The sequence below is a fragment of the Azoarcus taiwanensis genome (assembly GCF_012910885.1).
Lineage (GTDB): Bacteria > Pseudomonadota > Gammaproteobacteria > Burkholderiales > Rhodocyclaceae > Azoarcus_F > Azoarcus_F taiwanensis.
The window spans coordinates 1-25290 of the sequence record NZ_WTVM01000057.1 but is presented as its reverse complement, the minus strand read 5'-3'; the positions used below and the strand labels follow the sequence as shown (position 1 = coordinate 25290).

25 protein-coding genes are annotated in these 25290 nt (G+C 67.0%); 23 read left to right on the top strand and 2 right to left on the bottom strand.

Features of this window, described 5'->3' with window-relative positions; translation table 11 throughout:
• Positions 1–86 precede the first annotated feature (86 nt).
• From GPA21_RS10860 to GPA21_RS20920, 7 genes are all read left to right on the top strand, one after another.
• Positions 87–1001 (top strand): TIGR03749 family integrating conjugative element protein, encoded by a 915-nt coding sequence (locus GPA21_RS10860; protein ID WP_168988195.1) that lies wholly within the window; start codon positions 87–89, stop codon positions 999–1001.
• On the top strand, positions 991–2424 hold the full coding sequence (locus tag GPA21_RS10855) for a TIGR03752 family integrating conjugative element protein (protein WP_023093112.1): 1434 nt from the start codon (positions 991–993) through the stop codon (positions 2422–2424). The genes GPA21_RS10860 and GPA21_RS10855 overlap by 11 nt, the downstream gene beginning before the upstream one ends.
• On the top strand, positions 2405–2839 hold the full coding sequence (locus GPA21_RS10850; protein WP_023093111.1) for a TIGR03751 family conjugal transfer lipoprotein: 435 nt from the start codon (positions 2405–2407) through the stop codon (positions 2837–2839). The genes GPA21_RS10855 and GPA21_RS10850 overlap by 20 nt, the downstream gene beginning before the upstream one ends.
• Positions 2839–5727 carry a conjugative transfer ATPase gene (locus tag GPA21_RS10845; RefSeq protein ID WP_168988194.1) on the top strand — a complete coding sequence of 963 codons (2889 nt, stop codon included), beginning with the start codon at positions 2839–2841 and terminating at the stop codon, positions 5725–5727. The genes GPA21_RS10850 and GPA21_RS10845 overlap by 1 nt, the downstream gene beginning before the upstream one ends.
• 12 nt (positions 5728–5739) lie before the next feature.
• Positions 5740–6480 (top strand): DsbA family protein, encoded by a 741-nt coding sequence (locus GPA21_RS10840; protein ID WP_042928649.1) that lies wholly within the window; start codon positions 5740–5742, stop codon positions 6478–6480.
• A 195-nt stretch (positions 6481–6675) separates the two neighbouring features.
• Entirely contained in the window at positions 6676–7170 is a 495-nt protein-coding gene (gene radC / locus GPA21_RS10835) for a RadC family protein (protein WP_033470504.1), read from the top strand.
• A 310-nt stretch (positions 7171–7480) separates the two neighbouring features.
• Positions 7481–7864 carry a hypothetical protein gene (locus tag GPA21_RS20920; RefSeq protein ID WP_246261904.1) on the top strand — a complete coding sequence of 128 codons (384 nt, stop codon included), beginning with the start codon at positions 7481–7483 and terminating at the stop codon, positions 7862–7864.
• A gap of 258 nt (positions 7865–8122) precedes the next feature.
• Here the strand turns inward: GPA21_RS20920 and GPA21_RS10825 are convergent, their stop codons facing one another.
• Together GPA21_RS10825 and nhaR are read right to left on the bottom strand one after the other, a co-directional pair.
• Positions 8123–9073, bottom strand: a complete 951-nt coding sequence (locus GPA21_RS10825; RefSeq protein ID WP_033470498.1) for an L-threonylcarbamoyladenylate synthase — start codon at positions 9071–9073, stop codon at positions 8123–8125.
• 17 nt (positions 9074–9090) lie between these two features.
• Entirely contained in the window at positions 9091–10011 is a 921-nt protein-coding gene (nhaR, locus tag GPA21_RS10820) for a transcriptional activator NhaR (protein ID WP_211163540.1), read from the bottom strand.
• 191 nt (positions 10012–10202) lie between these two features.
• Between nhaR and GPA21_RS10815 the strand changes: the two genes are divergently transcribed.
• From GPA21_RS10815 to bioA, 16 genes are all read left to right on the top strand, one after another.
• Positions 10203–10733 (top strand): hypothetical protein, encoded by a 531-nt coding sequence (locus GPA21_RS10815; RefSeq protein ID WP_042928646.1) that lies wholly within the window; start codon positions 10203–10205, stop codon positions 10731–10733.
• Positions 10730–11680 (top strand): sodium-dependent bicarbonate transport family permease, encoded by a 951-nt coding sequence (locus GPA21_RS10810; protein ID WP_042928645.1) that lies wholly within the window; start codon positions 10730–10732, stop codon positions 11678–11680. Before GPA21_RS10815 ends, GPA21_RS10810 begins: the two co-directional genes overlap by 4 nt.
• Before the next feature lie 4 nt (positions 11681–11684).
• Positions 11685–11987: a P-II family nitrogen regulator gene (locus tag GPA21_RS10805; protein WP_042928643.1), complete on the top strand. Its 303-nt coding sequence runs from the start codon at positions 11685–11687 to the stop codon at positions 11985–11987.
• Positions 11987–12598: a hypothetical protein gene (locus GPA21_RS10800; RefSeq protein ID WP_048512751.1), complete on the top strand. Its 612-nt coding sequence runs from the start codon at positions 11987–11989 to the stop codon at positions 12596–12598. The genes GPA21_RS10805 and GPA21_RS10800 overlap by 1 nt, the downstream gene beginning before the upstream one ends.
• Positions 12599–12614: 16 nt before the next feature.
• Positions 12615–13490: a protease HtpX gene (gene htpX, locus GPA21_RS10795; protein ID WP_042928641.1), complete on the top strand. Its 876-nt coding sequence runs from the start codon at positions 12615–12617 to the stop codon at positions 13488–13490.
• A 113-nt stretch (positions 13491–13603) separates the two neighbouring features.
• Positions 13604–14113 carry a universal stress protein gene (locus GPA21_RS10790; protein ID WP_042928640.1) on the top strand — a complete coding sequence of 170 codons (510 nt, stop codon included), beginning with the start codon at positions 13604–13606 and terminating at the stop codon, positions 14111–14113.
• Positions 14110–14505 carry a cation-transporting P-type ATPase gene (locus GPA21_RS20620; protein WP_211163539.1) on the top strand — a complete coding sequence of 132 codons (396 nt, stop codon included), beginning with the start codon at positions 14110–14112 and terminating at the stop codon, positions 14503–14505. Before GPA21_RS10790 ends, GPA21_RS20620 begins: the two co-directional genes overlap by 4 nt.
• Entirely contained in the window at positions 14463–17012 is a 2550-nt protein-coding gene (locus tag GPA21_RS10785; protein ID WP_211163538.1) for an HAD-IC family P-type ATPase, read from the top strand. Before GPA21_RS20620 ends, GPA21_RS10785 begins: the two co-directional genes overlap by 43 nt.
• A complete protein-coding gene (locus tag GPA21_RS10780) occupies positions 17005–17754 on the top strand; it encodes a VC0807 family protein (protein ID WP_207949512.1) in 750 nt (249 codons plus the stop codon). The genes GPA21_RS10785 and GPA21_RS10780 overlap by 8 nt, the downstream gene beginning before the upstream one ends.
• Positions 17751–17978 carry an amphi-Trp domain-containing protein gene (locus GPA21_RS10775; RefSeq protein ID WP_042928639.1) on the top strand — a complete coding sequence of 76 codons (228 nt, stop codon included), beginning with the start codon at positions 17751–17753 and terminating at the stop codon, positions 17976–17978. Before GPA21_RS10780 ends, GPA21_RS10775 begins: the two co-directional genes overlap by 4 nt.
• Complete coding sequence (locus tag GPA21_RS10770; protein ID WP_033470479.1) at positions 17975–18973, top strand: YcjF family protein; 999 nt, start codon at positions 17975–17977, stop codon at positions 18971–18973. Before GPA21_RS10775 ends, GPA21_RS10770 begins: the two co-directional genes overlap by 4 nt.
• A gap of 66 nt (positions 18974–19039) precedes the next feature.
• The gene (locus GPA21_RS10765; RefSeq protein ID WP_042928637.1) at positions 19040–20134 is read left to right on the top strand and encodes a calcium/sodium antiporter; all 1095 of its coding nucleotides are present in this window, start codon (positions 19040–19042) and stop codon (positions 20132–20134) included.
• Entirely contained in the window at positions 20131–20979 is an 849-nt protein-coding gene (locus GPA21_RS10760) for a DUF6671 family protein (RefSeq protein WP_042928636.1), read from the top strand. The genes GPA21_RS10765 and GPA21_RS10760 overlap by 4 nt, the downstream gene beginning before the upstream one ends.
• A gap of 10 nt (positions 20980–20989) precedes the next feature.
• Positions 20990–22033 carry a dihydroorotase gene (pyrC, locus tag GPA21_RS10755; protein ID WP_033470473.1) on the top strand — a complete coding sequence of 348 codons (1044 nt, stop codon included), beginning with the start codon at positions 20990–20992 and terminating at the stop codon, positions 22031–22033.
• Positions 22034–22119: 86 nt separating this feature from the next.
• Positions 22120–23793, top strand: a complete 1674-nt coding sequence (gene ilvD / locus GPA21_RS10750) for a dihydroxy-acid dehydratase (RefSeq protein WP_133320754.1) — start codon at positions 22120–22122, stop codon at positions 23791–23793.
• Positions 23794–23846: 53 nt separating this feature from the next.
• Complete coding sequence (gene bioA, locus GPA21_RS10745; RefSeq protein WP_048512750.1) at positions 23847–25178, top strand: adenosylmethionine--8-amino-7-oxononanoate transaminase; 1332 nt, start codon at positions 23847–23849, stop codon at positions 25176–25178.
• Positions 25179–25290: the final 112 nt, after the last annotated feature.

Here is a 25290-nt window from a genome sequence, read left to right as displayed (position 1 = left end):
GCGCCCCAGCGCATCGAACCGCCGCCGACGCCGGCCCAGACCGGCGCGCCCGCCAACGCCCCCGGCCACCTGCAGGGAGACTCTCCATGAAGCCCGTTAACTGGTCGGCCCTGGCCGGCGTCCTGCTGATCCTCGGTTTCGTGCCGGCCAGTCAGGCCGTGGAAATCCTGCGCTGGGAGCGGCTGCCCCTGCCGGTGCCGCTGGTGGTCGGCCAGGAGCGCGTGGTCTTCATCGACCGCAATGTGCGCGTCGGCGTGCCGGCCAGCGTCGGCGATCACCTGCGCGTGCAGAGTGCGGGCGGCGCGATCTACCTGCGGGCGAGCGAGCCGATTCCGCCCACGCGGCTGCAACTGCAGGACGTGGAGTCCGGCGCGCTGATCCTGCTCGACATCGCCGCCGAGCCGGGGAAGGACGGCCAGGCGCCGCTGGAGCCGGTGCGCATCGTGGAAGCGGAAGCCCCCGCGAAGCGCTACGGCGGCAGTGCAGCAGGCGGTGCGGACGAGCGGGCCGATGCGCCCGCGGACAAACCCGTTCCCCGGCGCGAAACGCCGGTACCGGTCGTGCTGACGCGCCATGCCGCACAGAACCTGTACGCGCCGCTGCGCACCGTCGAGCCGGTCGCCGGCATCGGGCGCGTGAACCTGCGCCGTGGCCTCGCGCTGGACACCTTGCTGCCGACGCTGCCGGTGCACGCGCGGGCACTGGCCGCGTGGCGCCTGGAAGACCAGTGGGTGACGGCCGTGCGACTCACCAACACCGCCGCGCGCTGGCTCGACCTCGACCCGCGCGCCCTGCAGGGGAACTTCCTGGCGGCGACCTTCCAGCATCCGAACCTGGGGCCGGCCGGCACCCCGTCCGACACCACGGTGCTCTACCTGGTCACGCGCGGCCACGGCCTGGCCGAGTCGCTGCTGCCGGCGCTGAGCCCGATCGACGCCAGCGTGAACCTGCCGCCGGCCGCCGCGGCCGGCTCGGCCGGAGGAGCGCGCGATGAAGAGTAATCCGCTGCTCAAGTGGCTGCTGATCCCGATGGCGCTGCTGCTGGTGTTCGTCGGCATCAAACTGTTCTCCGGCGCCCCCGGCGGCCAGCCCGCCCCCAAGGGCGCGGCCAGTACGCTCACGCCCGAGGAGATGAAAGCCCTGGGCATCGCCGGCGACACGCCGCGCGATACCGTTGCCACGCTGGTGGCCCAGGTGAAGCAGTTGCGCACCGAGCTACAGAGCGCGCTCGGCGACAACAAGCAGCACAAGGCCGAGAACGAGCGCCTGCGGGCGCGGGAAAGCGCGATCGACCAGCGCATCCAGAGCGCGCTGGAAGGCGAACGCAACCGCCTGGAGCAGGAGCGTAACCAGGTGGCCAGCGACAGGCAGCAGACCCAGGGGCTGCTGCAGGATCTGCAGCGGCAACTGGACGGTCTTTCCGGCAAGGGTGGCCCGTCCGACCTGCCCGTCGGGCTGGGACTGGAAGAGGGTGACGGCAAGCGCTTCAACCGCGGCGTCGGTGGCACGCAGTGGGTCGAGCCCGACGATGCCAAGGTCGACGCCAAGAACGGCAGCAAGGAGCCGAGCTTTCCCCTGAGCTTCGGGCCGGCCCAGAAAAGCCTGTCGGCCGCAGTGGAATCCGTCGCCGACGTCGGCAGCCGCGCCGTGGGCGCATCCACGAAGGCTGTCTACACCGTGCCGTCGAACTCGACGCTCATGGGGTCGATTGCCATGACGGCGCTGATCGGGCGCGTGCCGATCGATGGAACCGTCAACGACCCGTACCCGTTCAAGGTGCTGATCGGCCCGGACAACCTCACGGCCAACGGCATCGACATCCCCGACGTGGCTGGCGCCGTGGTCAGCGGCACGGCCTCGGGCGACTGGACGCTCTCGTGCGTGCGCGGGCAAATCCGCTCGGTCACGTTCGTGTTCCAGGACGGCACCATCCGCACGGTGCCGGAGGACAGCAGCAAGGGCGGTAGCAGCGGCGGCAACGCGGGTCACAACGGCGCCAGCATCCAGGGCGGCCTGGGCTGGATCAGCGACCCCTACGGCATCCCCTGCGTCAGCGGCGAGCGGCGCAGCAACGCCCAGCAGTACCTGGGCAGCCAGGCGCTCATCACCGCGGCCGGCGCCGGCGCGGCCTCGCTCATCAAGTCCGACAACGGCAGCGTGGCCGTGGTCGCCAACAGCAACGGCTCGCTGGGCACCGTCGGCATCAGCGGCAATGAAGCGATGGGCCGCATCCTCGCGGGCGGCGTGCGCGACATGGCCGATTGGGTCAACAAGCTCTACGGCCAGGCCTTCGCGGCGGTCTACGTGCAGCCCGGCGCCAGGGTGGCCGTGCATCTGGAGCAGCCGCTCGACATCGACTACGACGCCAAGGGGCGTCGGGTCCACCACCGCACCGGAGAAGCCCATGCCTCGGATCTGGATTGACGCGGCCGCCGTGCTGCTGGCGGCCACCCTGCTCGGCGGCTGCGCCACCAGCAAGGAGAAGCTGCTGCCGCACGGCGACAGCACCATGCTCGACATCTGGCATCAGGAGACCGGCGGCAGCGCGGGCGGCGGCCAGGCCGCGCGGCAACTGCTCGATGCGCGCCAGGGTTTGCGCCGGCCGCTGACCGAGGCCTATGTGCAGGCGGCGCCCGGCGTGCAGGCGCCCTACACTCGTACCGCGCAGAACGAGATTCACCGCCAGTTCCACCGCCTGCCGAATCCCGACCTGGTGATGTACGTGTTCCCGCACCTGGCGGGCACCGACCCGGTACCGGTGCCCGGCTACAGCACGGTGTTCCCGCTCTACCAGCGCGTGCAGTACGCGATGCCGGGTGAGCGCGTGGAGGACTACTGATGGCCTGGTCGCTGCCGTGGTCACGCAAGCCCGACGCATCGCCTGCTGACGCCGCGGATGCGACCGAGGATGCCTGGGCACGGCACGTGACGGCCTTGGCGGCACAGGGTGTCGCCGAGCCGGGCAGCGCGCTCGGCCGGGGCCGGCGCAGGCCGGCCACCCAGGCCGACCACGATGCGCTCTATGGCGTCGCGCCGTCGTTCGCGGACTTGCTGCCCTGGGTCGAGTGCCTGCCCGGCAGCAAGTGCATGTTGCTGGAAGACGGCCAGTCGGTGGCAGCCTTCTTCGAGCTGGCGCCGGTCGGCACCGAGGGCCGCGAGATGGCCTGGCTGTGGCAGGCGCGCGATGCGCTGGAGAACGCCCTGCAGGACTCCTTCGACGAGTTGGACGACAACCCCTGGGTGGTGCAGCTCTACGCCCAGGACGAGGCCGACTGGGACAACTATCTGCGCTCCCTGGCGAACTATCTGCAGCCGCGTGCGCAGGGCAGCGCGTTCAGCGACTTCTACCTGCGCTTCTTCGCCCATCACCTGCGGGCCATCGCCAAGCCGGGTGGCCTGTTCGAGGACACCACGGTGACGCGCCTGCCGTGGCGCGGCCAGGTCCGGCGCGTGCGCATGGTGGTCTACCGACGCACGTCCGCGGCCTCGGCCTCGCGGCGCGGCCAGTCGCCCGAGCAGGCGCTGACCACGATCTGCGACCGCCTCGCCGGCGGGCTGGCGAATGCCGGCGTGAAAGCCCGGCGTCTCGGCGCGGCGGACATCCACGCCTGGCTGCTGCGCTGGTTCAACCCGAATCCGACTTTGCTCGGCGCCACTGCCGAAGATCGGGAACGCTTCTACGCGCTGACCCGCTACCCCGAGGAACTGGACGATGGCGAGATCGAGCTGGCCAGCGGCACCGACTTCGCGCAGCGCCTGTTCTTCGGCCAGCCACGTTCGGACGTGCCCAGCGGCCTGTGGTTCTTCGACGGCATGCCGCATCGGGTGATCGTGATGGATCGCCTGCGCACGCCACCCGTGACGGGCCATCTGACGGGCGAGACGCGCAAGGGCGGCGATGCCATGAACGCGCTGTTCGACCAGATGCCCGAGGACACGGTGATGTGCCTGACGCTGGTCGCCACACCCCAGGACGTGCTGGAGGCGCACCTCAACCACCTCGCCAGGAAGGCCGTCGGCGAGACCCTGGCCTCGGAGCAGACCCGGCAGGACGTGCAGCAGGCGCGCGGCCTGATCGGCAGCGCGCACAAGCTCTACCGCGGCGCGCTGGCGTTCTACCTGCGCGGCCGCGACCTGGCCCAGCTCGATGCGCGCGGCCTGCAGCTCGTCAACGTGATGCTCAACGCCGGTCTGCAGCCGGTGCGCGAGGAAGACGAGGTGGCGCCGCTGAACAGCTACTTGCGCTGGCTGCCCTGCGTCTACGACCCGGCCGCCGATAAGCGCGGGTGGTACACGCAGCTCATGTTCGCGCAGCACGCTGCGAACCTGGCGCCGGTCTGGGGCCGCAGCCAGGGCACAGGCCACCCCGGCATCACCTTCTTCAATCGCGGCGGCGGCACGATCAGCTTCGACCCACTGAACCGGCTCGACCGGCAGATGAATGCGCATCTGTTCTTGTTCGGTCCCACGGGTTCCGGCAAATCCGCGACCCTCAACAACCTGCTCAACCAGGTCACCGCCATCTACCGGCCGCGGCTGTTCATCGTCGAAGCGGGCAACTCGTTCGGGCTGTTTGGCGACTTCGCCGCGCGCCTTGGGCTCAGCGTCAACCGCGTGAAGCTCGCACCAGGCTCGGGCGTCAGCCTGGCCCCGTTTGCCGATGCCTGGCGCCTGGTCGACACGCCGGGCCAGGTGCAGACCCTCGACGCCGACGCGCTCGACGAGGACCGCGCCGAAACTGCTGCGGCGATGGACGGCGACGAGCAGCGCGACGTGCTCGGCGAGTTGGAGATCACGGCGCGGCTGATGATCACGGGCGGTGAAGAGCGCGAGGAAGCGCGCATGACGCGCGCCGACCGCAGCCTGATCCGCCAGTGCATCCTCGACGCGGCGCGGCGCTGCGTGGCCGAGCAACGCACGGTGCTCACGCGCGACGTGCGCGACGCGCTGCGCGAGCGCAGCCGCGATGCCACGCTGCCGGAGACCCGGCGGGCGCGGCTGCAGGAGATGGCGGACGCGATGGATATGTTCTGCCAGGGCGTGGACGGTGAGATGTTCGACCGTCCGGGAACACCGTGGCCCGAGGCGGACATCACGATCGTGGATCTCGCCACCTTCGCCCGCGAGGGCTACAACGCGCAGCTCTCCATTGCCTACATCTCGCTGATCAACACGGTGAACAACATCGCCGAGCGGGACCAGTACCTGGGCCGACCCATCGTCAATGTGACGGACGAAGGCCACATCATCACCAAGAACCCGCTGCTCTCGCCGTACATCGTCAAGATCACCAAGATGTGGCGCAAGCTTGGTGCCTGGTTCTGGCTGGCCACGCAAAACCTCGACGACTTGCCCAAGGCGGCCGAGCCCATGCTCAACATGATCGAGTGGTGGATCTGCCTGTCGATGCCGCCGGACGAGGTGGAGAAGGTCGCGCGTTTCCGCGAACTCAACGCTTCGCAGAAGGCGCTGATGCTGTCGGCGCGCAAGCAGGCCGGCGCCTTCTCGGAGGGCGTCATCCTCTCCAAGAGCATGGAAGTGCTGTTCCGCGCCGTGCCGCCCAGCCTCTACTTGGCGATGGCGATGACCGAGCCCGAGGAGAAGGCCGAACGCTTCCAGTTGATGCAGCAGCACGGCATCGGCGAGCTGGATGCCGCCTTCCGCGTGGCCGAGAAGATCGATCGTGCGCGGGGCATCGAGCCGCTGGCGCTGGATGCATTGGCCTGAATGAGGAACACCATGCGCCTGCCTTTGTTCACTCGACGCCATACCCTGATCGCGCTGCTGGTCGCGGCGGTGGGTGCCGCCGGGTGGTTGCTCCTGCGCACGCCCGATGAGGCCCCGGAGTTCATGCATCCGATCACGACCGTGCCCGAGCCACCGAAGCCGGCCGGGCCGCCGTGGCTGTACGGCCGCAGCGATGCCCGCTTCACGGTGGTCGGTTACGCCGACCTGGAGTGCCCGTACTGCCGGGCGTACTTCCCGACGCTCCAGCGCTGGATCGACACCCACCCCGAGGCGAACTGGCAGTGGCATCACCTGCCGCTGTCCATGCACGAGCCAGCCGCGACCGCCGGGGCACGCCTGGCCGAGTGCGCGGGCGAGACTGGTGGACATGCCGCGTTCTGGCAGGCGGTGGCCTGGCTCTACGCGCACACCCGCGGCGACGGCCAGGGCCTGCCGGAGGGCCTGCGCTATCCCGACCTCACGCCAACGCTGCAGCAGTGCCTCGACAGCGAGCGGCCCGACGCCGTGATCCGCGCCCAGGCCGCGGAGGCGGCACGACAGAGCATTGCCGCCACGCCGGCCCTGCTACTGCGCGATCGCGACACTGGCAAGACCCTCCTGCTGCACGGCCCCTTGGACGGCGACGCCTTGCTCTCGGCGCTTGACCTGCTGGCTGCCGGCGACACGGCGAGCGCCGAGTCCTCACATCTCCCAGACATGCCCGCCAGCGTTGCTGGCGACATGCCCAGGTAGCCATCGATCTTCAAGGCTACGGCGCGGCTTGTCCGCGTTGATCGAAACCCGTTCGCATCGCATCCCTTGACGCGAACGGCCACTGCATCCGCGGTGGTGGATGCCCGCTCGTCACCTGTTTCATCCCCATCGTCCCCAGGAGGGTTTGCCCTCCAGGGGCAGGCGCCCTCCGATCTCATCCATTGGAGGTTCGCCATGTCTCTTGTCATCGCCGACTCCCGCCCGGAGTCGCTCGCCCTGATCGCCGCCCAGCACGAAGACTGGATCATCCGGCAGGCCATCACCCTGCTGGAGAACCGCGTGTTCAAGGCCGGTCCGGCGCTGGGCAGTCCCGCCGCCGTGCGCGACTACCTGCGCCTGAAACTGGTCGCGGAGCCGAACGAAATCTTCGCCGTCGTGTTTCTCGACAGCCAGCACCAGGTGCTCGCGTTTGAGCCGCTGTTCAAGGGCACGGTCGACCAGACTTCGGTGTATCCAAGGGTGGTTGTCCAGCGTGCGCTGACGCTCAACGCTTCGGCGCTGATCCTGGCGCATCAGCACCCCTCGGGGAACACCGAGCCCTCGGCCGCTGATCGTGCGATCACCGAGCGGCTGAAGAGCGCCCTGGCCACCGTCGATGTCCGGGTGCTGGATCACTTCATCGTCGGCAAGGGCAGTCCGTACTCGTTCGCCGAAGCCGGCTTGTTGTAGTCCGCAGGCGCCCCTTCCGGGGGCGCCTGTGCCTCTTGCCCATCTCCACAAGAACTGCTCTGGAAGGCTCCGGTTGCCACGTTCGCGATGCGCTCTGATGGTCACAATTTTCGGATGCTTGGAAAGCTTGTGGGATAGGCGGCTGAACCGGCCTATCCCTGTTGAGAAGCACGCCCATACGTGGAAGAAAATAGCAAATTTTCTAACGAGACTCCGCCTAAGACCGACGGGTGATAGGAGTGTGCTCGCTGGGCCAGACCGCCAGATCGTTAGTGCGACGCGGTTGAAGCGGGTATGCGGCCGCACGGCGTTGCCGGCGGGACTGCGCGACCGGCCAGCGACCAGCAAGCTGTTCGCATGGCTGGCCCAGACCCTCAACGGCGATATGTTTCCGCCTTCTTTGGTGAAAACGACACCGGCCGCTCACCACTTGACGCGGGTTGCGGAGTTCCTGGCGGCTGTCGATCCTGAAAGCGGGCAGCTCAGCTTCTTCCCCTACCAGTTCGAGGTGATTCCGATCGAGCTCATCAGCTCGATCTACGAGCAGTTCGCGCACGCTGAGCCGTGGACAGATGGAAAGCGCACAGAAGCGTTGCAAAACGGCGTGCACTACACGCGACTGTCCGTCGTCGTCTCGCTGATCCTCGATGAGGTCATGGATGGCCTATCTGGACGGGAGCGGTGCTGGATTTGACGTGCTGCTCCGGTGTCTTCCAGGCCGAAGCGTTGTGGCGCTTCGTTCATCTTCGCTCGCAAGGTCAGCCGCCCACGAGGGAGGTGATTCGCTCGACGCTCTACGGGCGAGTCTATGGCGTGGACATCAGCGAAGCCGCGATTTGCGTCGCTGCGTTCAGGCGTCCGCGCGCCCCTGCTTTAGTTGCGTGCCCTCGTGAACTGCTCGCTCCCGCACGCATTGAGGCGGCGTTCCGCCAAGCTGCGCTGCCACCGTCCGCTAAAGAGATCGGGTCGCACGGCGCAAGCGGTCGTGTATGGCCGCCCATGCCGGTTCGTCCGGCGGCAGCGCAATCAGCAAGACCTCGCAACTGGTGGCATCGGCCTCGTGCAAAGCCGCGTAAAGCGCGCGCGCATAGTCTTCGGACTGCGAGGGCATCGGCCAGAACTTCGCCACCGGCCAATTTGCGGGGCGCTGCGCAAGCAGCCCGGTACGCCGGCCTGGAAACGGCGCCTCGGCCAGCCCGGCCGGGATCCGGTAGCACGGCGTGCGCGGCGCGTAATGCGAGGCCAGGGCGCCTGGCACGCGAGGCGCTGCCGCAGCAACGGTGCCCGCAAGAAACAGGTGGCGCGCGAGCATATCGGTGGTGATGGCGCCGGGACGCAGAATGCGCGGATGTTCACGACTGAGATCGACGATGGTCGACTCGATGCCGACCAGGCAGGGGCCGCCATCGACCACCGCCGCGATCTTTCCGGCCAGGTGTCGCCGCACATGCGCCGCCGTGGTCGGACTGATTTGACCAAAAGGATTCGCGGATGGCGCGGCCAGGCCCCGACCGAACTGTCGCAAGACGGCCTGCGGTACCGGATGTGCCGGCACGCGTAGCGCGACGGTCGTTTGGCCGCCGGTCACCAGCGGCGAAACCGTTCGCGCGGCAGGCAGCACCAGGGTGAGCGGACCTGGCCAAAAGGCCGAAGCCAGCCGCCAGACCACCTCCGGTACCTCGGTGACCCAGTCCGACAGTTGCTCGGTGGCGGCGAGATGCACGATCAGCGGGTGATCGGCCGGGCGGCCTTTGGCGCGAAAGATCGCGCGCAAGGCATCGGGGTTGGTCGCATCGGCGGCCAACCCATAAACGGTCTCGAAAGGCAGCGCCACGAGTTCCCCCGCCCGCAGCAGGTTCACGGCGGTGGACAGATCGTCCGGGTGGGAAGTAAGTTGCAACATGATCAGGACTCCCGCATTTACCGCGCCATTTGGCCGTCGCCCTGCGGAACGAAGACCGCGCCGCGGGCGGCTTCCAGGACGGCGCGAATCTCCGGATGCTGGATGCGCCGTTCCGTGCTGATCAGCCAGAATGCCTCGCGCACCTCCTCCAGCCGCCCCACCTCGCTGACGCCGTAGCGCGCGCAGATCTCGTCCGAGAGGATCGCGGGCGCGGGGAAATAGCCTTCACCCGCCTGTGCAAAGACCTTCATCAGGGCGCTGTCATCGAACTCCCCGATGACCCGTGGGTACAGGCGTGACTCGCCCAGCCAGAGGTCGATCTCGCCCCGTACCGCCGCGTTCTGACCGGGCAGCAGCAGTGGCGCCCCGTTCAGACAGGCTGGAAAAGCCGCGCCGCGCCGCGCCAGCTCGGGCGCGGCAAAAAAGGCGACGGCACTTTCACCCAGCTTGCGGCTGTGGCCGCGGACCGCCAACCCTGCCGGCATCGGGCGATCGGCCAGCACCATCTCCAGCCGGTGCAGTGCCAATTCCCCGAGCAACCAGTCGATCGTGCCCTCGTGGCACACCAGCCGTATCGGCTTCTCCACCCTCTTCAGCGAAGCCAGCAACCGGTGTGTCAGCGACTTGGGGATCGCATCGGAAATACCGACGCGAAACGTAGCCATCGTCTGCTCCGGGATTGCGTTCGCCCGCAGCGAGGAGACCATCTCGTGACCCAGCGCGAAGATCTCGTCGGCGTAGGACAGCGCAACGCGCCCCGCCTCGGTGAGTTCGAGTCCGCGTCCGGCAGGCTTGAACAAGGCCGTTCCGAGGTCGTCCTCGAGCAGCTTGATTTGGGCGCTGACGGTTTGCGGCGTCAGATGCAACTGATTGGACGCCGCCGCCACACTCCCGGCGTGGGCCACCGCCCAGAAGTAGCGCAGGTGTTTGAGATTCATTATCTGCTATTCGCAACTTTTTACGAAGTGTCTGTGAATTATATTCGACTTTATATGAATCATCCAGACCGTCAAAATTCACCAGGTTACCTTCCGGGTAACAACAGGACGGGTCCTGCACGGCCTTTCGCGCCTCAGGCGCTCGTGGTGAGAAGCGTCCAGTGCCCGCCACCTACGCAGGGGATGAAGACATGCCGACCGAGTCCAGAAGCGCCTTCTTGCTCGTGCGCAGCGATGGGGATCTGGAGCGCGCCAGCGAAGATCTGGCCGCTTACCTGTCGATTCTGCGCCGCCGGTTGCCCGCCAGCGACGTTGAAACCGTGCAAGGCATCTGGATCGACGAAGAAGGCGTGGCGAACTTGCCGTGCGCGCTGGTTCTGCCGGATGCGGCCGGCGCGCGGCGAACCGTCCGTATCCTGGAGACAACAGGGATCAACGGGATCTGGATGCTGTGCTGGCTCGAGACGGCGGCAAGCGCCGTCTCCCGCGTCGACCTGGTGGCGGCGCTGTTGGACTGCTTCGGCCATGAAGACGCGACCACGCTCGCCGCACGCTTCATCCCGGTCTTCGCAGGCAATGCGCCCGACTCCAGCGTGAGCGCGGAGCTGCAGGTGCTCGAAGCACGCTACCCGGAACTCGTGCTGCCGCCGATCTACCAGGACGCCGGCGGCAGCCTGGTCCTGCCATCGGCGCAGCCGCACGATGAAGGAACGCCATCTTGAGCACCCTCGACCCCGTCCTGCTGTTCTTCCTGCTCGGCTTGGCCGCTGGCCTGCTGCGCTCGGAGCTGCGACTGCCCGCGGCCGTCTATGAACTGGTGAGCATGCTGCTGCTGCTCGCCATCGGCCTCAAGGGCGGCATCGAACTCGCCAGGCAACCCTTCGGTGACCTCGCGCTGCAAGCCCTCGCGGTCATGGCGATGGGCGTACTGTTGCCGCTGGTCGCCTTTCCGGTGCTGCGGTTCATGGGGCGTTTCCCCCGTGCGGACGCGGCATCCGTTGCCGCCCACTATGGCTCGGTGAGCGTCGGCACCTATGCCGTCGCCACCACCTATTTCGCCAGCCGGCAGATCGAGTTCGAGTCGCACATGCCGTTCCTGCTCGCCGTGCTGGAGATCCCGGCCATCCTGGTGGGGATCCTGCTGGCCCGCGGGTTCTCCCGTGACATGCGGATCGGCACGGTCGCGCATGAGGTGTTTCTGGGCAAGGGCATCGTGCTGCTCGTCGGCGGGCTGCTGATCGGCTGGGCCGCCGGCCCGGAGGGACTGACTTCCGTCAAGCCGCTGTTCTTCGATCTGTTCAAGGGAATCCTTGCCCTGTTCCTCCTGGAAATGGGGCTGATCACGGCCGCCCAGTTCGGCAGCCTGCGGCGGCACGGCCTGTTCCTCGTGCTGTTCGGCATCGGCATGCCGCTGTTCTCCTCCGTGGTGGGCATCGCGCTGGGTTACGGACTCGGGCTGTCGCTGGGGGGCACGGCCATGCTGGCCATCCTGGCAGCGAGTGCGTCCTACATCGCCGTGCCCGCCGCCATGCGCATTTCGGTGCCGGAGGCCAACCCGACGCTGTCGCTGGCCGCTTCCTTGGGCGTCACTTTCCCGTTCAACGTCCTGGTCGGCATTCCGCTCTATCACGCCATGGCGACGCAAGCATTCGCCCTGACCGGAGGCTAGGTTCATGAACAGTTCGATGCGCAAACTGCTGACCATCATCACCGAGGCCGCCCTGGAGAGCGTCTTGATCAAGGACCTCGAACGCCTGGGAGTCCGGGGCTACACCATTACCGACGCCCGCGGCAAGGGCAGCCGGGGCGTGCGCAGCTCCGCGTGGGATGCGAGCAGCAACATCCGCATCGAGGTCGTATGCGATGCGGCGACCGCCGAGGCCATCGCCGCACATCTGCAGGCCCGCTACTACGAGAACTACGCCATGATCCTGTTCGTGTCCGACGTCGCGGTGCTGCGGCCGGAGAAGTTCTGATGGCAAAAAGAAACTTGGCGCAGGCCGCATCGTGGCTGGGAAATATTCGGGCGCGCACCTGGCTGATCCTGGGCGGGCTCGCCTTCGCCATCGTCGGCCTGCTCGTCTGGGCCGGCATCGCGCTGTTGTCCTGGCTGTGGGCGCAGGCGCCGGTGGCGACGGAGACCGGCAAGCGTTTGGCCGACGAGGCGGCGGCAACGGTTGAACAGGCAGCGCCCGGTCTCAAAGAGCAGGCGGAGCGCTGGCTGCCGGGCATTCAGGAGCAGGCGGACCGGTGGCTGCCGGGCCTCGGCGAAGCGCCGCCCGCGCGCGATGTCAGCGGCACCGACCTCGGCCCGGTCCCGCGCTTCCCAGGCCTGGTGCGCAGTCATTACGCGCGCGATGGCGAGACGACCGAAGTGCGTTACGCCGGCCGCGCGGGTTTCGACGCGGCGCTGGCGCACTATGTCCGGGGCTTCGCCGACGCCGGGTTCGTCCAGGAGGTGATTTCCGCCATGCCAGAGGAGGAAAGGCACCGGTTTCGACATAGTCAGGAGTCCATCGAGTTCGCGCTGATGCGCCGCCCGGGCGGTTTGATCGAAGTTCGTTTGCAACATTCCTCACGGCAATGATGCCAGGGAGCCGAGCATGAAGCGCATCGTCCTGTTTCTCGCCACCAACCTGGCCATTTTGCTGGTGCTCTCGGTCAGCATGCGCCTGCTGGGGGTGGAGCCATGGCTGAACGAACAGGGACTGAACTTGACGGCGCTGCTGATCTTCGCCGCCGTGATGGGCTTCGGCGGATCGCTCATCTCGCTGGCCGTCTCCAAGTGGATGGCCAAGAAGATGATGGGCGTGCGGGTGATCAAGGCGCCATCGAATACGACCGAAGCCTGGCTGGTAGATACGGTTCGCAAGTACGCGCGGCAGGCGGGCATAGGCATGCCCGAGGTAGGCATTTACGACGCGCCCGACGTCAACGCCTTCGCCACCGGGATGAGCAGGAACAAGGCGCTGATCGCCGTCTCCACCGGCCTCTTGCAGCAGATGACGCGCGAGGAGGCAGAAGCCGTGCTGGGCCATGAAGTCGCGCACGCCGCCAATGGCGACATGGTGACGCTGGCGCTGATCCAGGGCGTGGTGAACACCTTCGTGCTGTTCCTCTCGCGGGTGATCGGCCACACGGTGGACCGGATAATCTTCAAGAGCGAGAACGGGCACGGCCCGGCATTCTGGGTGACGGTCATCATCGCCGACTTGGTGCTGGGCATCCTGGCCTCCCTCATCGTCATGTGGTTCTCGCGCCAACGGGAGTTCCGCGCCGACGCGGGCGGCGCGTCACTGGCCGGGCGCGGCGCCATGATTGCAGCGTTGGAGCGGCTCAGTGCGCTGCAGCCTGCGTCCCTGCCCGACAAGATGACGGCCTTCGGCATCGCCGGCGGAGGTGCGTCGGGTCTCAAGCGCCTGTTCATGACCCACCCGCCGCTGACCAAACGCATCGCGGCGCTCAAGGCAGCGCAATGAATGCGCACGCGGCTTGCAGCCCGCCTGTTGCTGGGCGCGGTGGTGGTCTGAGTCCTACTGCCGTTCGATCTGATTTCCCGACTATAGCTGGCCATTGGAAAGGAACCCGCGCCATGTTGAAAATACTCGTTCCGGTCGACGGCTCAAGCAACTCGCTCCATGCGGTGCGGCACGTCGTCAATGAATTCAGGAAGAACGCGGCGTTGGAAATTCATCTATTGAATGTTCAGACGCCATTTTCCCAATACGTTTCACGATTCGTGAGCAGAAGAGATCGCCACGATTTCCATCGCGATCAGGCCGAGTTGGCGCTGCTGCCAAGCAGACAGATGCTAGACAGGTTCGGGGTGCCCTATGAAGCGCACATGGAACTTGGGGAAAAGGCATACGTCATTACCGACGCGGCGCGCCGCCTCCACTGCGACCATATCGTGGTGGGTGCCGCACGCAAGAGCTCGCTGATCCGGATGGTCGAGAACTCGACGATCAACAAGGTGATTGAGCTGACGACCGTCCCGGTCAAGGTTGTGGCAGGAGACCCGGTGTCCCCGCTGGAACGCTACGGCATTCCAGCCGGCGTCGGCACGGGCTTGGCATCGTTGTTCTTTGCAGCCGCCGAATGATTGCCATGAGTCGACTCCCTGGCAACCAAGAAGAACGCGTGCACAAGCTGAGCATGAAAGCAACGGCGCAACAAGCCATCACGAGCAACGCGTCTGCTATGAATGGTGGTTCCAGCGGCGCTGCGGGCATGCCGGATCGGCAGCCGTGGCACGCACTGGGCGTGGACGAGACGGTCGCGCGTATGGAGACGCGTCCGGATGGCCTCACCAACGCGGAAGCCGTGCAGCGTCTGAAGACCTACGGGTCCAATGTGATCCCCCGGGGCAAAGGGGACACCGCCCTCGACCTGATCTGGCGGCAGGTCAACAACCCCTTGATCTGGGTGCTGATCGTGTCGGCGCTGGTGCGATGGCTGTCGACCCCACCGGCGGGGTCAAGAACGGGCTGGTGATCCTGGCGGTGGTGGTGCTCAACACGATCATCGGCTTCGTGCAGGAGTTCAAGGCCGGCAAGGCGATCGAGGCGCTCAGCCGCATGGTGCCGGAGAATGTTTCCGCCTTGCGCGAGGGCCGCAAACTCACCCTCCCGGCAGCGGATCTCGTCCCCGGCGACATGGTCCTGCTCGCCAGCGGAGACAAGGTGCCCGCGGACATGCGCCTGATCCAGTTGCGCAACCTGCAGATCGAGGAGGCGGCGCTCACCGGCGAGTCGGTGCCGACGGAGAAACGGCTCGCCCCGGTGGCATCCGAGGCGGGCATCGGCGACCGAACCTGCATGGTCTTTGGCGGCACGCTGGTCACCTACGGGACGGGGACCGCGGTGGTGGTCGAGACCGGCGCCAGGACCGAGCTCGGCCGCATCTCCACCATGCTGAGGGAAACGACCGATCTGCAGACTCCGCTCACCAAGGCGCTGGCCAAAATCGGCTGGTACATCACCATCGCGATCGTTGTCATCGCGATCGGAATCCTCTTGCTCGGGACCTGGCGAACCATGGCCGAGACCGGGGTCGAGTGGCTTCCGGCCCTGCGCGAGACGGTCATCTTCGCCATCGCGCTGGCGGTGGGCGCCATCCCCGAGGGGCTGCCGGCGATCGTGACCATCGCGCTGGCGATCGGCGTGCAGCGCATGGCGACGCGCCGTGCCGTGGTGCGCAAGCTCCCCGCCGTCGAGACCCTCGGCTCGACCACCGTCATCTGCTCTGACAAGACCGGGACCCTTACCCGCAACGAGATGACCGTGCAGGAGCTCTGGACGCCCGCCTCCGGCGCCTTTGCCGTGTCGGGCGTCGGCTACGCGCCCAAGGGGCAACTGCAGCGCGAGGGAACGCTCGTCAAGACGGCGCCTGCGGACCTGACTGATCTGCTGCTCGCCGGGGTGCTGTGCAACGACGCCTCGCTCGCGAACGAGGAGGGGCAGTGGAAGATCCATGGCGATCCGACGGAGGGCGCGCTCGTTGTCGCCGCGGAAAAGGTCGCGCTGGACGTGGAGAAAGCGCGGGCGCAACACAAGCGCCTGGATACGATTCCGTTCGAGTCCGAGAACCAGTTCATGGCCACACTCCACGCGCAGGACGGCGGACGCATCCTGCTCAAGGGTGCGCCGGAGGCCGTGCTAAAGCGTTGCGCCACGACGCCGGGCGGCCGTGTGCTCGATATGGAGGCGGTGCTACGCGAGGTCGAAAAGCTGGCCGCCAAGGGGATGCGGGTGCTGGCGTTCGCCGCCCAGCCCGCGCGCGGGCAGACTGGCATCGAGATGCACGACACGCAAAGCGGGTTCACCTTCCTCGGGCTCCAGGGCATGATCGACCCGCCGCGTCCCGAGGCAATCGCGGCGATCGCGCTCTGCCATCAGGCCGGGATTACCGTGAAGATGATCACCGGCGACCACCAGGGCACGGCGCAGGCGATCGCGGACCAGCTCAACATCCTCCCTAAGAATCCCGCAGCACCCAAGGCGATCGCCGGGGCCCAGCTCGCGCAGATGTCCGAAGTGCAGCTGCGTGATGCGGCGGGCGCGTGCAACGTCTTTGCGCGCGTCGCGCCGGAGCACAAGCTCGGCCTGGTGCGTGCCCTGCAGAGCCGCAACGAAGTGGTCGCGATGACCGGCGACGGCGTCAACGATGCGCCCGCGCTCAAGCAGGCGAATATCGGCGTGGCGATGGGGATCACCGGGACCAGCGTCTCCAAGGAGGCGGCGGGGATCGTGCTCGCCGACGACAACTTCGCTTCCATCGCCGCGGCGGTCGAGGAAGGGCGGCGCGTCTACGACAACCTCATCAAGTCGCTCGCCTTCGTGCTGCCGACCAACCTCGGGCTGGCGCTGATCCTGATGTGGGCGGTAGCCTTTTTCCCGTTCGCCGATGTCACGCACGTCATCGACGGCGTCGCCCATACGATGCGCGAGCTGCTGATGCCGATGACGCCGGCGCAGTTGCTATGGATCAATCTGGTAGCGGCGGTGGCGCTGGCGCTGCCGCTCGCGTTCGAGGCGAAAGAGCCCAACGTCATGAGGCGCCCACCGCGCAACCCGGCCGCGCCAGTGCTGAGCGGGTTCGTCGTCATGCGCACCTTCGTGGTGGCGATCCTGATGACCGCCGGGGCGCTCGGGCTCTTCCTCTACGAGTTCCGAGCCGCGGGAGACAGCGGACCCGCAGCGCTCGCCAAGGCGCAAACGATGGCCGTCACCACGGTGATCATGTTCCAGATCTTCTACCTGCTCAACTGCCGCTCGCTGCGTGACTCGATGCTGAAGATCGGGGTGTTCAGCAACAAGACCGTGTTCGTCGGGATCGCGGCGATCCTCGTGCTGCAGGCGCTGTTCGTCTACGCCCCGTTCATGCACGAGATCTTCGCGTCCGCGCCCCTCTCCGCTGGCGACGTGCTTTTGAGCATCGTTGTCGGCGCCCTCATCCTGCCGGTGATCGGTCTCGAGAAGTGGTGGCGAAATCGTGGCTGAAATCAAGCACGGGGCGCGCCGGGGGGCGGCGTGCCATTCCACTGCACCTTCTTCGGCATCCGGGAAAAACAACCCACTGATCGAACTGCTGATCGCTATCGTCATTCCCTCTCTGATCCTGATGAAGCTGAGCGGCCCGGAAGACCTGGGCGCCGTCAACGCGCTGCTGCTGGCGCTGGCTTTCCCGCTGGCCTGGGGCGCGCGGGATTTGCTTACCCGGCGCAAGCTCAACCTGTTCGCCGTGCTCGGTCTGGTCAGCATCCTGCTTACCGGCGGGATCGGCCTGCTGCAACTGGACACGCGGTGGCTGGCCATCAAGGAAGCCGCCATTCCCGGCCTGATCGGTCTGGCCGTGGCCATTTCCGCCCATAGCCGCTACCCGCTGGTGCGGGTGCTGCTGTTCACGCCGGCGCTGATGGATGTCGAGCGGATTCAGCGCGGCCTGGACGAACGCGGCAAGCGTGCCGCCTTCAAGACGCGCCTGCGGGCCGCCACCTGGATGCTGGCCGGCTCGTTCTTTTTTTCCTCCGTCATGAACTACTTTCTCGCCACCTGGATCGTCACCAGTCCATCCGGCTCCCCCGCCTTCAACGAAGAGCTGGGGCGGCTCACCCTGTTTAGCTATCCCATGATCGCGCTGCCCTCCATGTTGATCATGATGGCCGCGCTCTATTTCCTGGCGCGCTCCCTCCGCGAGTTGGCCGGACTGAAACTCACCGAAGCACTGAAAGGACACGCATGAACAGCAAACCTGAACGCGATGTGGAAAAAACCTACCCCCTGCCGGAGTTCATTGCGAAATTGCGGCGCCTGGCCGATGCGCTCGAACAGGGCGAACGCTTTGAAATCCAGATCGCGGGCGAAAGAATCTCGGTGCCGGTGCGGGCGGTCTGCAACATCGAACACGAACGGGAAGGCGAGTCGGAAGAAATCGAATTCCAGATCAGATGGAAGAACCCGCAATGAACCCCGAACAGCAGAAAGCCATCCTCGCCATCGCCCTCCACGCCGCCTTCGCCGACGGCGCCAAGCACGACCGCGAGCGCGAGGAAATCCGCCGCATCGCCGAGTCGCTGGGCGGCGAAGCGGGCGCGCCTGATCTCGCCCGCCTCTATCAGGACGTGCTGCTCAAGCGCATCAGCCTGGATGCCGCCGTTACCGCGTTGCAAGACCCCGGCGAGCACCCTGAAGGGCATGAACGCCAGCTGGCCTATGAAATGGCGGTGTGCGTGTGCGACGCCGACGGTCGCCAGAGCGAGGCCGAGCAGCGCTTCCTGAACGAGCTGAAAGCCCTGTTGAAGCTCGATGCGGGGCAGACCGCCGCCTTCGAGCGCGAGGCCGACGCCATTGTCGAGCTCAGCGAGGCCGCGGCCCCCGTAGCCGCGGCAGGCGCCGCCGCTGTAGCCGCCGCGCCCGGGCCGGTGGTGGCGGCGCAGCCGAACGTGTCCGAGGCGGAACTCGACAAGTCCATCCTCAACTACGCCTTGATGAACGGTGCGCTGGAACTACTGCCGCAGTCCTGGGCATCGATGGCCATCATCCCGCTGCAGATCAAGATGGTCTACGGCATCGGCAGCGCCCACGGCGTCCAGCTCGACCAGGGCCACATCAAGGAATTCATCGCCGCCGCCGGGGTCGGCCTCACCTCGCAATATCTGGAGCAGTTCGGCCGCAAGCTGCTGGGCGGCCTGCTCGGCAAGGCAGCGGGCAGGACCTTCGGCAAGGTGGGAAGCGCGGCCACCGGCATGGCGTTCTCCTTCGCCACCACCTACGCCCTGGGGCAGCTCGCCAAACGCTATTACGCCGGCGGCCGGGTGATGAATACGGTGATGCTTAAGGATACGTTCCAGAACCTGCTCGGCCCCGCCAAGCAGATGCAAACGCAATACCTGCCCCAGATCCAGCAACAGGCTGCAACGCTCGATATGGGGCGGGTCATGGCCATGGTGCGCGGGCGGTGATCGGCGATGCGGGTTTTCCCCACAGTGCGCGCATCTTTTGGTCAGACTTCTTGAGGCTTTGATTTCATGACGCTTACGGTTGTTGTTTTTCTGGTGCTGGGCCTGGTGCTGCTGGTGGCTGGCGCCGAGTTGCTGGTGCGCGGCGCCGCGCGCCTCGCGGCCCGTTTCGGGATTTCGCCGCTGGTGATCGGACTCACCGTGGTCGCCTTCGGCACCAGTTCGCCGGAGCTGGCGGTCAGCGTTCAGTCCGGTCTTTCGGGACAGGCAGACATCGCCGTCGGCAACATCGTTGGCAGCAACATCTTCAACGTGCTGGTGGTGCTCGGGCTTTCTGCGCTCATCGCGCCGCTGGTGGTTCAGCAGCAGCTCGTCCGCTTCGACGTGCCGCTGGTGATCGGTGTGTCGGTGCTGTTTTGGGTCATGGCGCTCGATGGCCGCATCGGCCTGTTCGATGGTCTGCTGCTCACGGCCGGCATCGTGGCTTATACGGTCTTCGCTATCCGCCAGAGTCGCCAGGAAAGCCCGGAAATACAGGCCGAATATGCGCGGGAGTTCGACGGCGGCGCGAGCGCATGGATCGACCGGTTGCCGGTCCAGATCGTCTTCATCGCCGCGGGCCTGGCGCTGCTCGTGCTCGGCGCCACCTGGCTGGTCGACAGCGCGGTGGCGATCGCGCACGCCTTCGGGGTGAGCGAGATCGTCATCGGCCTGACCATCGTCGCCGTCGGCACCAGCCTGCCCGAGCTGGCCACTTCCCTGGTGGCCGCGCTGCGCGGCGAGCGCGACATCGCCGTGGGCAACGTGATCGGCAGCAGCCTGTTCAATCTCCTGGCAATCGCCGGCATCGCCGCCTTGGTCACGCCCGGCGGGCTCGACGTGGCCGCCGCGCTGGTCCGCTTCGATCTGCCGGTGATGATCGCGGTGGCGCTCGCGTGCCTGCCCATCTTCGCCACCGGCCACCGGATCGCGCGCTGGGAGGGGGCGCTGTTCCTCGGCTATTACGCCGTCTATGTGTCGTACCTGATTCTTGCGGCCACGCAGCACATGGCACTGCCGGCGTACAGCGCCACCATGCTGGGCTTCGTGCTGCCGCTCACAGTCATCACGCTGATTGTGCTGCTGGCGCGCCATCGGACGCTGCCGACCGCTGCGGCGCCATGACCCGCGTTGTCTACGCCGGAACACGCATCGCCCTGCTCACCCAGCACGGCAAGGAGCGCGTGATTGCCTCGGTGCTCGACACAGCGCTCGGCTGCCAGGTGGAACGGGTCGGCGGCTACGACACCGATCTCCTCGGCACCTTCACCCGCGAGATCCCGCGCGCCGGCAAGCAGCTCGAGGCGGCGCGCAAGAAGGCGCGCCTCGGCATGGAGATGTCCGGACTTTCGCTCGGGCTCGCCAGCGAGGGCTCGTTCGGGCCGGACCCGATGGTGGGGATGTTCCCCTGGAACGTGGAGTTCCTCATCTTCATCGACGACGAGCAGGGGCTCGAGATCGTCGGTGTCGCGCAGGGCAAGGCGATCCACGCGCATCTTCTGACCGGCGACTGGACGGCGGCCGAGGCCTTCGCCCGGCAGGCGGCGTTTCCCGCGCACCATCTGGTCGTGCGCCCCGAGGGCGAGAACGACCCGCGCCTGCGCAAGGGGATCGCCGCCTGGGAGGAGCTTAAAGCCGCGTTCGCCTGGGCGCAGGCGCAATCGGCGAGCGGCCAGGTGTTCCTGGAGACCGACCTGCGGGCCCACGCCAACCCCACGCGCATGGAGATGATCCGGCTTGCGGCCGAGGACCTGGTCGCCAAGCTCGGCTCGCCCTGTCCGGCCTGCGGCGCGCCGGGGTTCTGGCTCGTCGAGCGCATTGCGGGCCTGCTCTGTGGCGACTGCGGCGCCCCGACCCGCGAGACCCGCGCCGAGGTGTACGGCTGCCTGAAGTGCGCGCATCGCGAAACGCGCGAGCGCCCCGAGCCGCAGTACGCCGATCCGGGGCGCTGCGATTACTGCAATCCATGAGATCCCATCAATGGCCACAGCACGCCTGACCCTCACCCGTCCCGACGACTGGCACCTGCACCTGCGCGACGGTGATGCACTGGCCGCGGTCCTGCCCGACACCGCGCGGCGGTTTGCGCGCGCCATGGTCATGCCCAATCTCGATCCACCCGTGCGCACGGTGGACGAGGCCCGCGCCTACCGCGCGCGCATCCTGGCAGCGCTGCCGGCGGGCATGGCCTTCGAGCCGTTGATGACGCTCTATCTCACCGACCACACCACGCCCGAAGAGATCCTGCGGGCCAGGGCGAGCGGTTTCGTGCACGCGGTGGGTGAAGCCTTTCTCGTTGGCGCAACAACCAACTCTTCATTTGGCGTCACCGATTTCGCGCGCTGCGACGCGGTGTTCGCGGCCATGGAGGAGACCGGTCTGCCGCTGCTGCTGCATGGCGAGGTGACCGATCCCGAGATCGACGTGTTCGACCGCGAGGCGGTGTTCATCGAGCGACATCTGCAGCGCATCATCGAGCGTTTTCCGCGCCTCAAGGTGGTACTGGAACACATCACCACGCGCGAGGTGGTCACGTTCGTCGAGCGGGCCGGCCCCAACGTGGCCGCCACCATCACTGCGCACCATTTATTGCTGAATCGCAACGCGATGTTCGCCGGCGGCATCCGCCCGCATGCCTACTGCCTGCCGGTATTGAAGCGCGAGCCGCACCGCCAGGTGCTGATTGCCGCCGCCACCAGCGGCAACCCGAAATTCTTCCTCGGCACCGACAGCGCCCCGCACCTGCGCCGCGCCAAGGAGTCGGCCTGCGGTTGCGCCGGCATCTACACCGCGCACGCCGCCATCGAACTGTATGCAGAGGCCTTCGAGCAGGCCGGCGCGCTCGACCGGCTGGAGGCGTTCGCCAGTTTCCACGGCCCCGATTTCTATGGGCTGCCGCGCAATACGGGGCGCATCACACTGGAGCGCCAGGACTGGACCGTGCCCGAGGAGCTGCGTTTCGGAAAGGAAACAGGCGTGCCGCTGCGCGCCGGGGAAACGATTGCGTGGCGGTTGGCAGAGTGAACTCGTAAGGCATTCGTTTGCAAGATTCCACACCCAATGTCCCCGGTCACGGCGCTTTGGGCACGGCTCATATCAGGAGATAAATCATGCCCGACAACCGCAGAAGCAAAACCGTCACCCAAGGCGTGCAGCGCTCGCCCAACCGCGCCCTGTTGCGCGCCACGGGGTTCGACGATGGGGATTTCGACAAACCCATCGTCGGCGTGGCGAACGCGCACAGCACCGTCACGCCGTGCAACATGGGCATCGGCGCGCTCGCCGCGCGCGCCGATGCCGCGTTGAAAAAAGCCGGTGCCATGCCGCAGATGTTCGGCACCATCACCATCTCGGATGGCATTTCGATGGGCACCGAGGGCATGAAATATTCACTGGTGTCGCGCGAGGTGATCGCGGATTCCATCGAAACCGTGTGCAACGGCCAGAGCATGGACGGGGTGCTCGCCCTCGGCGGCTGCGACAAGAATATGCCGGGGGCGATGATCGCCATCGCGCGCCTCAACATCCCGGCGATCTTTGTTTATGGCGGCACCATCAAGCCGGGCCACTATAAGGGCTGCAATCTCACCATTGTGAGCGCCTTCGAAGCGGTCGGTGAGTACACCGCGCATAAAATTGACCAGAACGAGTTACTGGAGATCGAGCGCCGCGCCTGCCCGGGCGCGGGCTCCTGCGGCGGCATGTATACCGCCAACACCATGGCCTCGCTCTTCGAGGCCATGGGCATGAGCCTGCCGTATTCCTCGACCATGGCCGCGGAGGACGCGGAAAAGGCCGACAGCGCGGCGAAATCGGCCGAGGTGCTGGTGCAGGCGATCCGTAAACAAATCCTGCCGCGCGACCTCCTCACCCGCCGGGCGTTCGAGAACGCCATCGCCGTGTTGATGGCGCTGGGCGGCTCCACCAACGCCGTGCTGCACCTGCCCGCCATCGCGCACGCCGCGGGAGTGAAGCTGACACTCGATGATTTCGATGCATTCAGCAGGCGCGTGCCGGTGCTGTGCGATCTGAAACCGTCCGGACGCTACGTCGCCACCGATCTACACCAAGCGGGCGGCATCCCGCAAGTGATGAAGATGCTGCTCGCCCACGGCCTGTTGCACGGAGACGCGCTGACCGTGACCGGCCAGACTCTGGCCGAGGCGCTCGAGAGCGTGCCCGAAGAGCCGCGCCATGATCAGGATGTCATCCGGCCCTGGGGCCGGCCCATGTATCCGCACGGCCATCTCGCCATCCTCAAAGGCAATCTTGCCATCGAGGGGGCGGTGGCCAAGACCAGCGGGGTGAAGGTTCCGAGGATCACAGGCCCCGCACGTGTGTTCGACTCGGAAGAGGCGTGCATGGAAGCGATCCTGGCGCAGAAAATCAAGGCGGGCGACGTGGTGGTGATCCGTTACGAAGGCCCGAGGGGTGGCCCCGGCATGCGCGAGATGCTCTCGCCCACCTCCGCCCTGGTCGGCGCGGGCCTGGGTGACAGCGTGGGTTTGATCACCGACGGCCGTTTCTCCGGCGGCACCTACGGCATGGTGGTCGGTCACGTTGCACCCGAGGCCTTTGTGGGCGGCACGATCACGCTGGTCGAGGAGGGCGACTCGATTACCCTGGACGCGGAACAACGCTTGCTGCAACTCAACGTGCCCGAGGACGAAATCGCGCGCCGAAGCAAAGCTTGGCAACCGCCTGCGCCCCGCTACACGCGGGGCGTATTGGCGAAGTACGCCAAGCAGGTATCGTCGGCGAGCAAGGGGGCGGTGACCGATTGAAGCCATGACAGATCTGACTCGAGCGATGGGAGCCGCCCTGGCACAGGCTGCCGATGGGAATTGACGGCGAAGTCAAGGTTGGGCCGGACTGGGCGGACGCGCTGGCCTTCGACCGCGCCCATCTCTGGCATCCCTATGGCTCGATGACCGATCCGCTGCCGGCGTGGCCGGTGATCGGTGCCGAGGGGGTGCGCTTGAAGCTCGCCGACGGGCGCGAACTGGTCGACGGCATGGCCTCGTGGTGGGCGGCGATCCACGGCTATAACCACCCCCGGCTCAACCGCGCGGTGGAGGATCAACTACGGGGCATGGCGCACGTGATGTTCGGCGGTTTGACCCACGCGCCGGCGATCGAACTGTCGCGGCGGCTGGTGGCGCTGACGCCCGCTCCGCTCGAAAAGGTATTTTTGTGCGACTCGGGTTCGGTGGCGGTGGAGGTGGCCATCAAGATGGCGATTCAGTACTGGCAGGCCCGGGGCCGCCCGGACAAGCGCCGGTTGCTCGCTCTGCGTGGTGGCTATCACGGTGACACCTTCGCCGCCATGTCGGTGTGCGACCCGGTAACCGGCATGCACCACCTCTTCAGAGGGACACTGCCCGAGCAGCTCTTCGCGCCGCGCCCCGGCTGCCGGTTCGACGACGCCTGGAATCCGTCCGACATCGCCGGGTTCGCGCGCCTGATCGAGACGCACCGCGACGAACTCGCGGCGGTGATTCTGGAGCCCGTCGTGCAGGGCGCGGGCGGCATGTGGTTCTACCACCCCGAGTACCTGCGCCAGGTGCGCGCCCTGTGCGACGCGCACGGCGTGCTGCTGATCGCCGACGAGATCGCCACCGGCTTCGGGCGCAGCGGGAGGCTGTTCGCCTGCGAGCACGCCGGCATCGCCCCGGACATCCTGTGCCTGGGCAAGGCGCTCACCGGCGGCTACCTGACGCTCGCCGCCACGCTCACCACCGCCGAGGTCGCGGAGACCATCTCCCGCGGCGGCGCCGGCTGTTTCATGCACGGGCCGACCTTCATGGCCAATCCGCTCGCCTGCGCCGTGGCCGTGGCGAGTGTCGACCTGCTGCTGGATCAGGACTGGCAGGCGCGGGTGCGGGACATCGAGCGCCAATTGCGCGCGGAACTGGCCCCCTGTGCCGCGCTGGCGACGGTGCGGGAGGTGCGGGTGCTGGGCGCGATCGGCGTCATCGAGATGCATGCGCCGGTGGACCTGCGCGCGCTGACGCCGCGATTCGTGGAGGCCGGGATCTGGCTGCGTCCTTTCGGCCGCCTGGTCTACATGATGCCGGCCTACGTGATCGAGCCGCAGGACCTTTCGCTACTGACGGGCGCGGTTCGGCGCGTCCTGTCGGAGATCGATGGACGTGGGGCAATGCGATGAGCGGAAGCGGCGACTCGATGGAGCGGCAATTCCTGCGGTTGTTGCGTCACGTCCTCGCGCATGGGGCGCTAAAAAAAGCGACCGCACCGGCACCGGGACGTTGAGCCTGTTC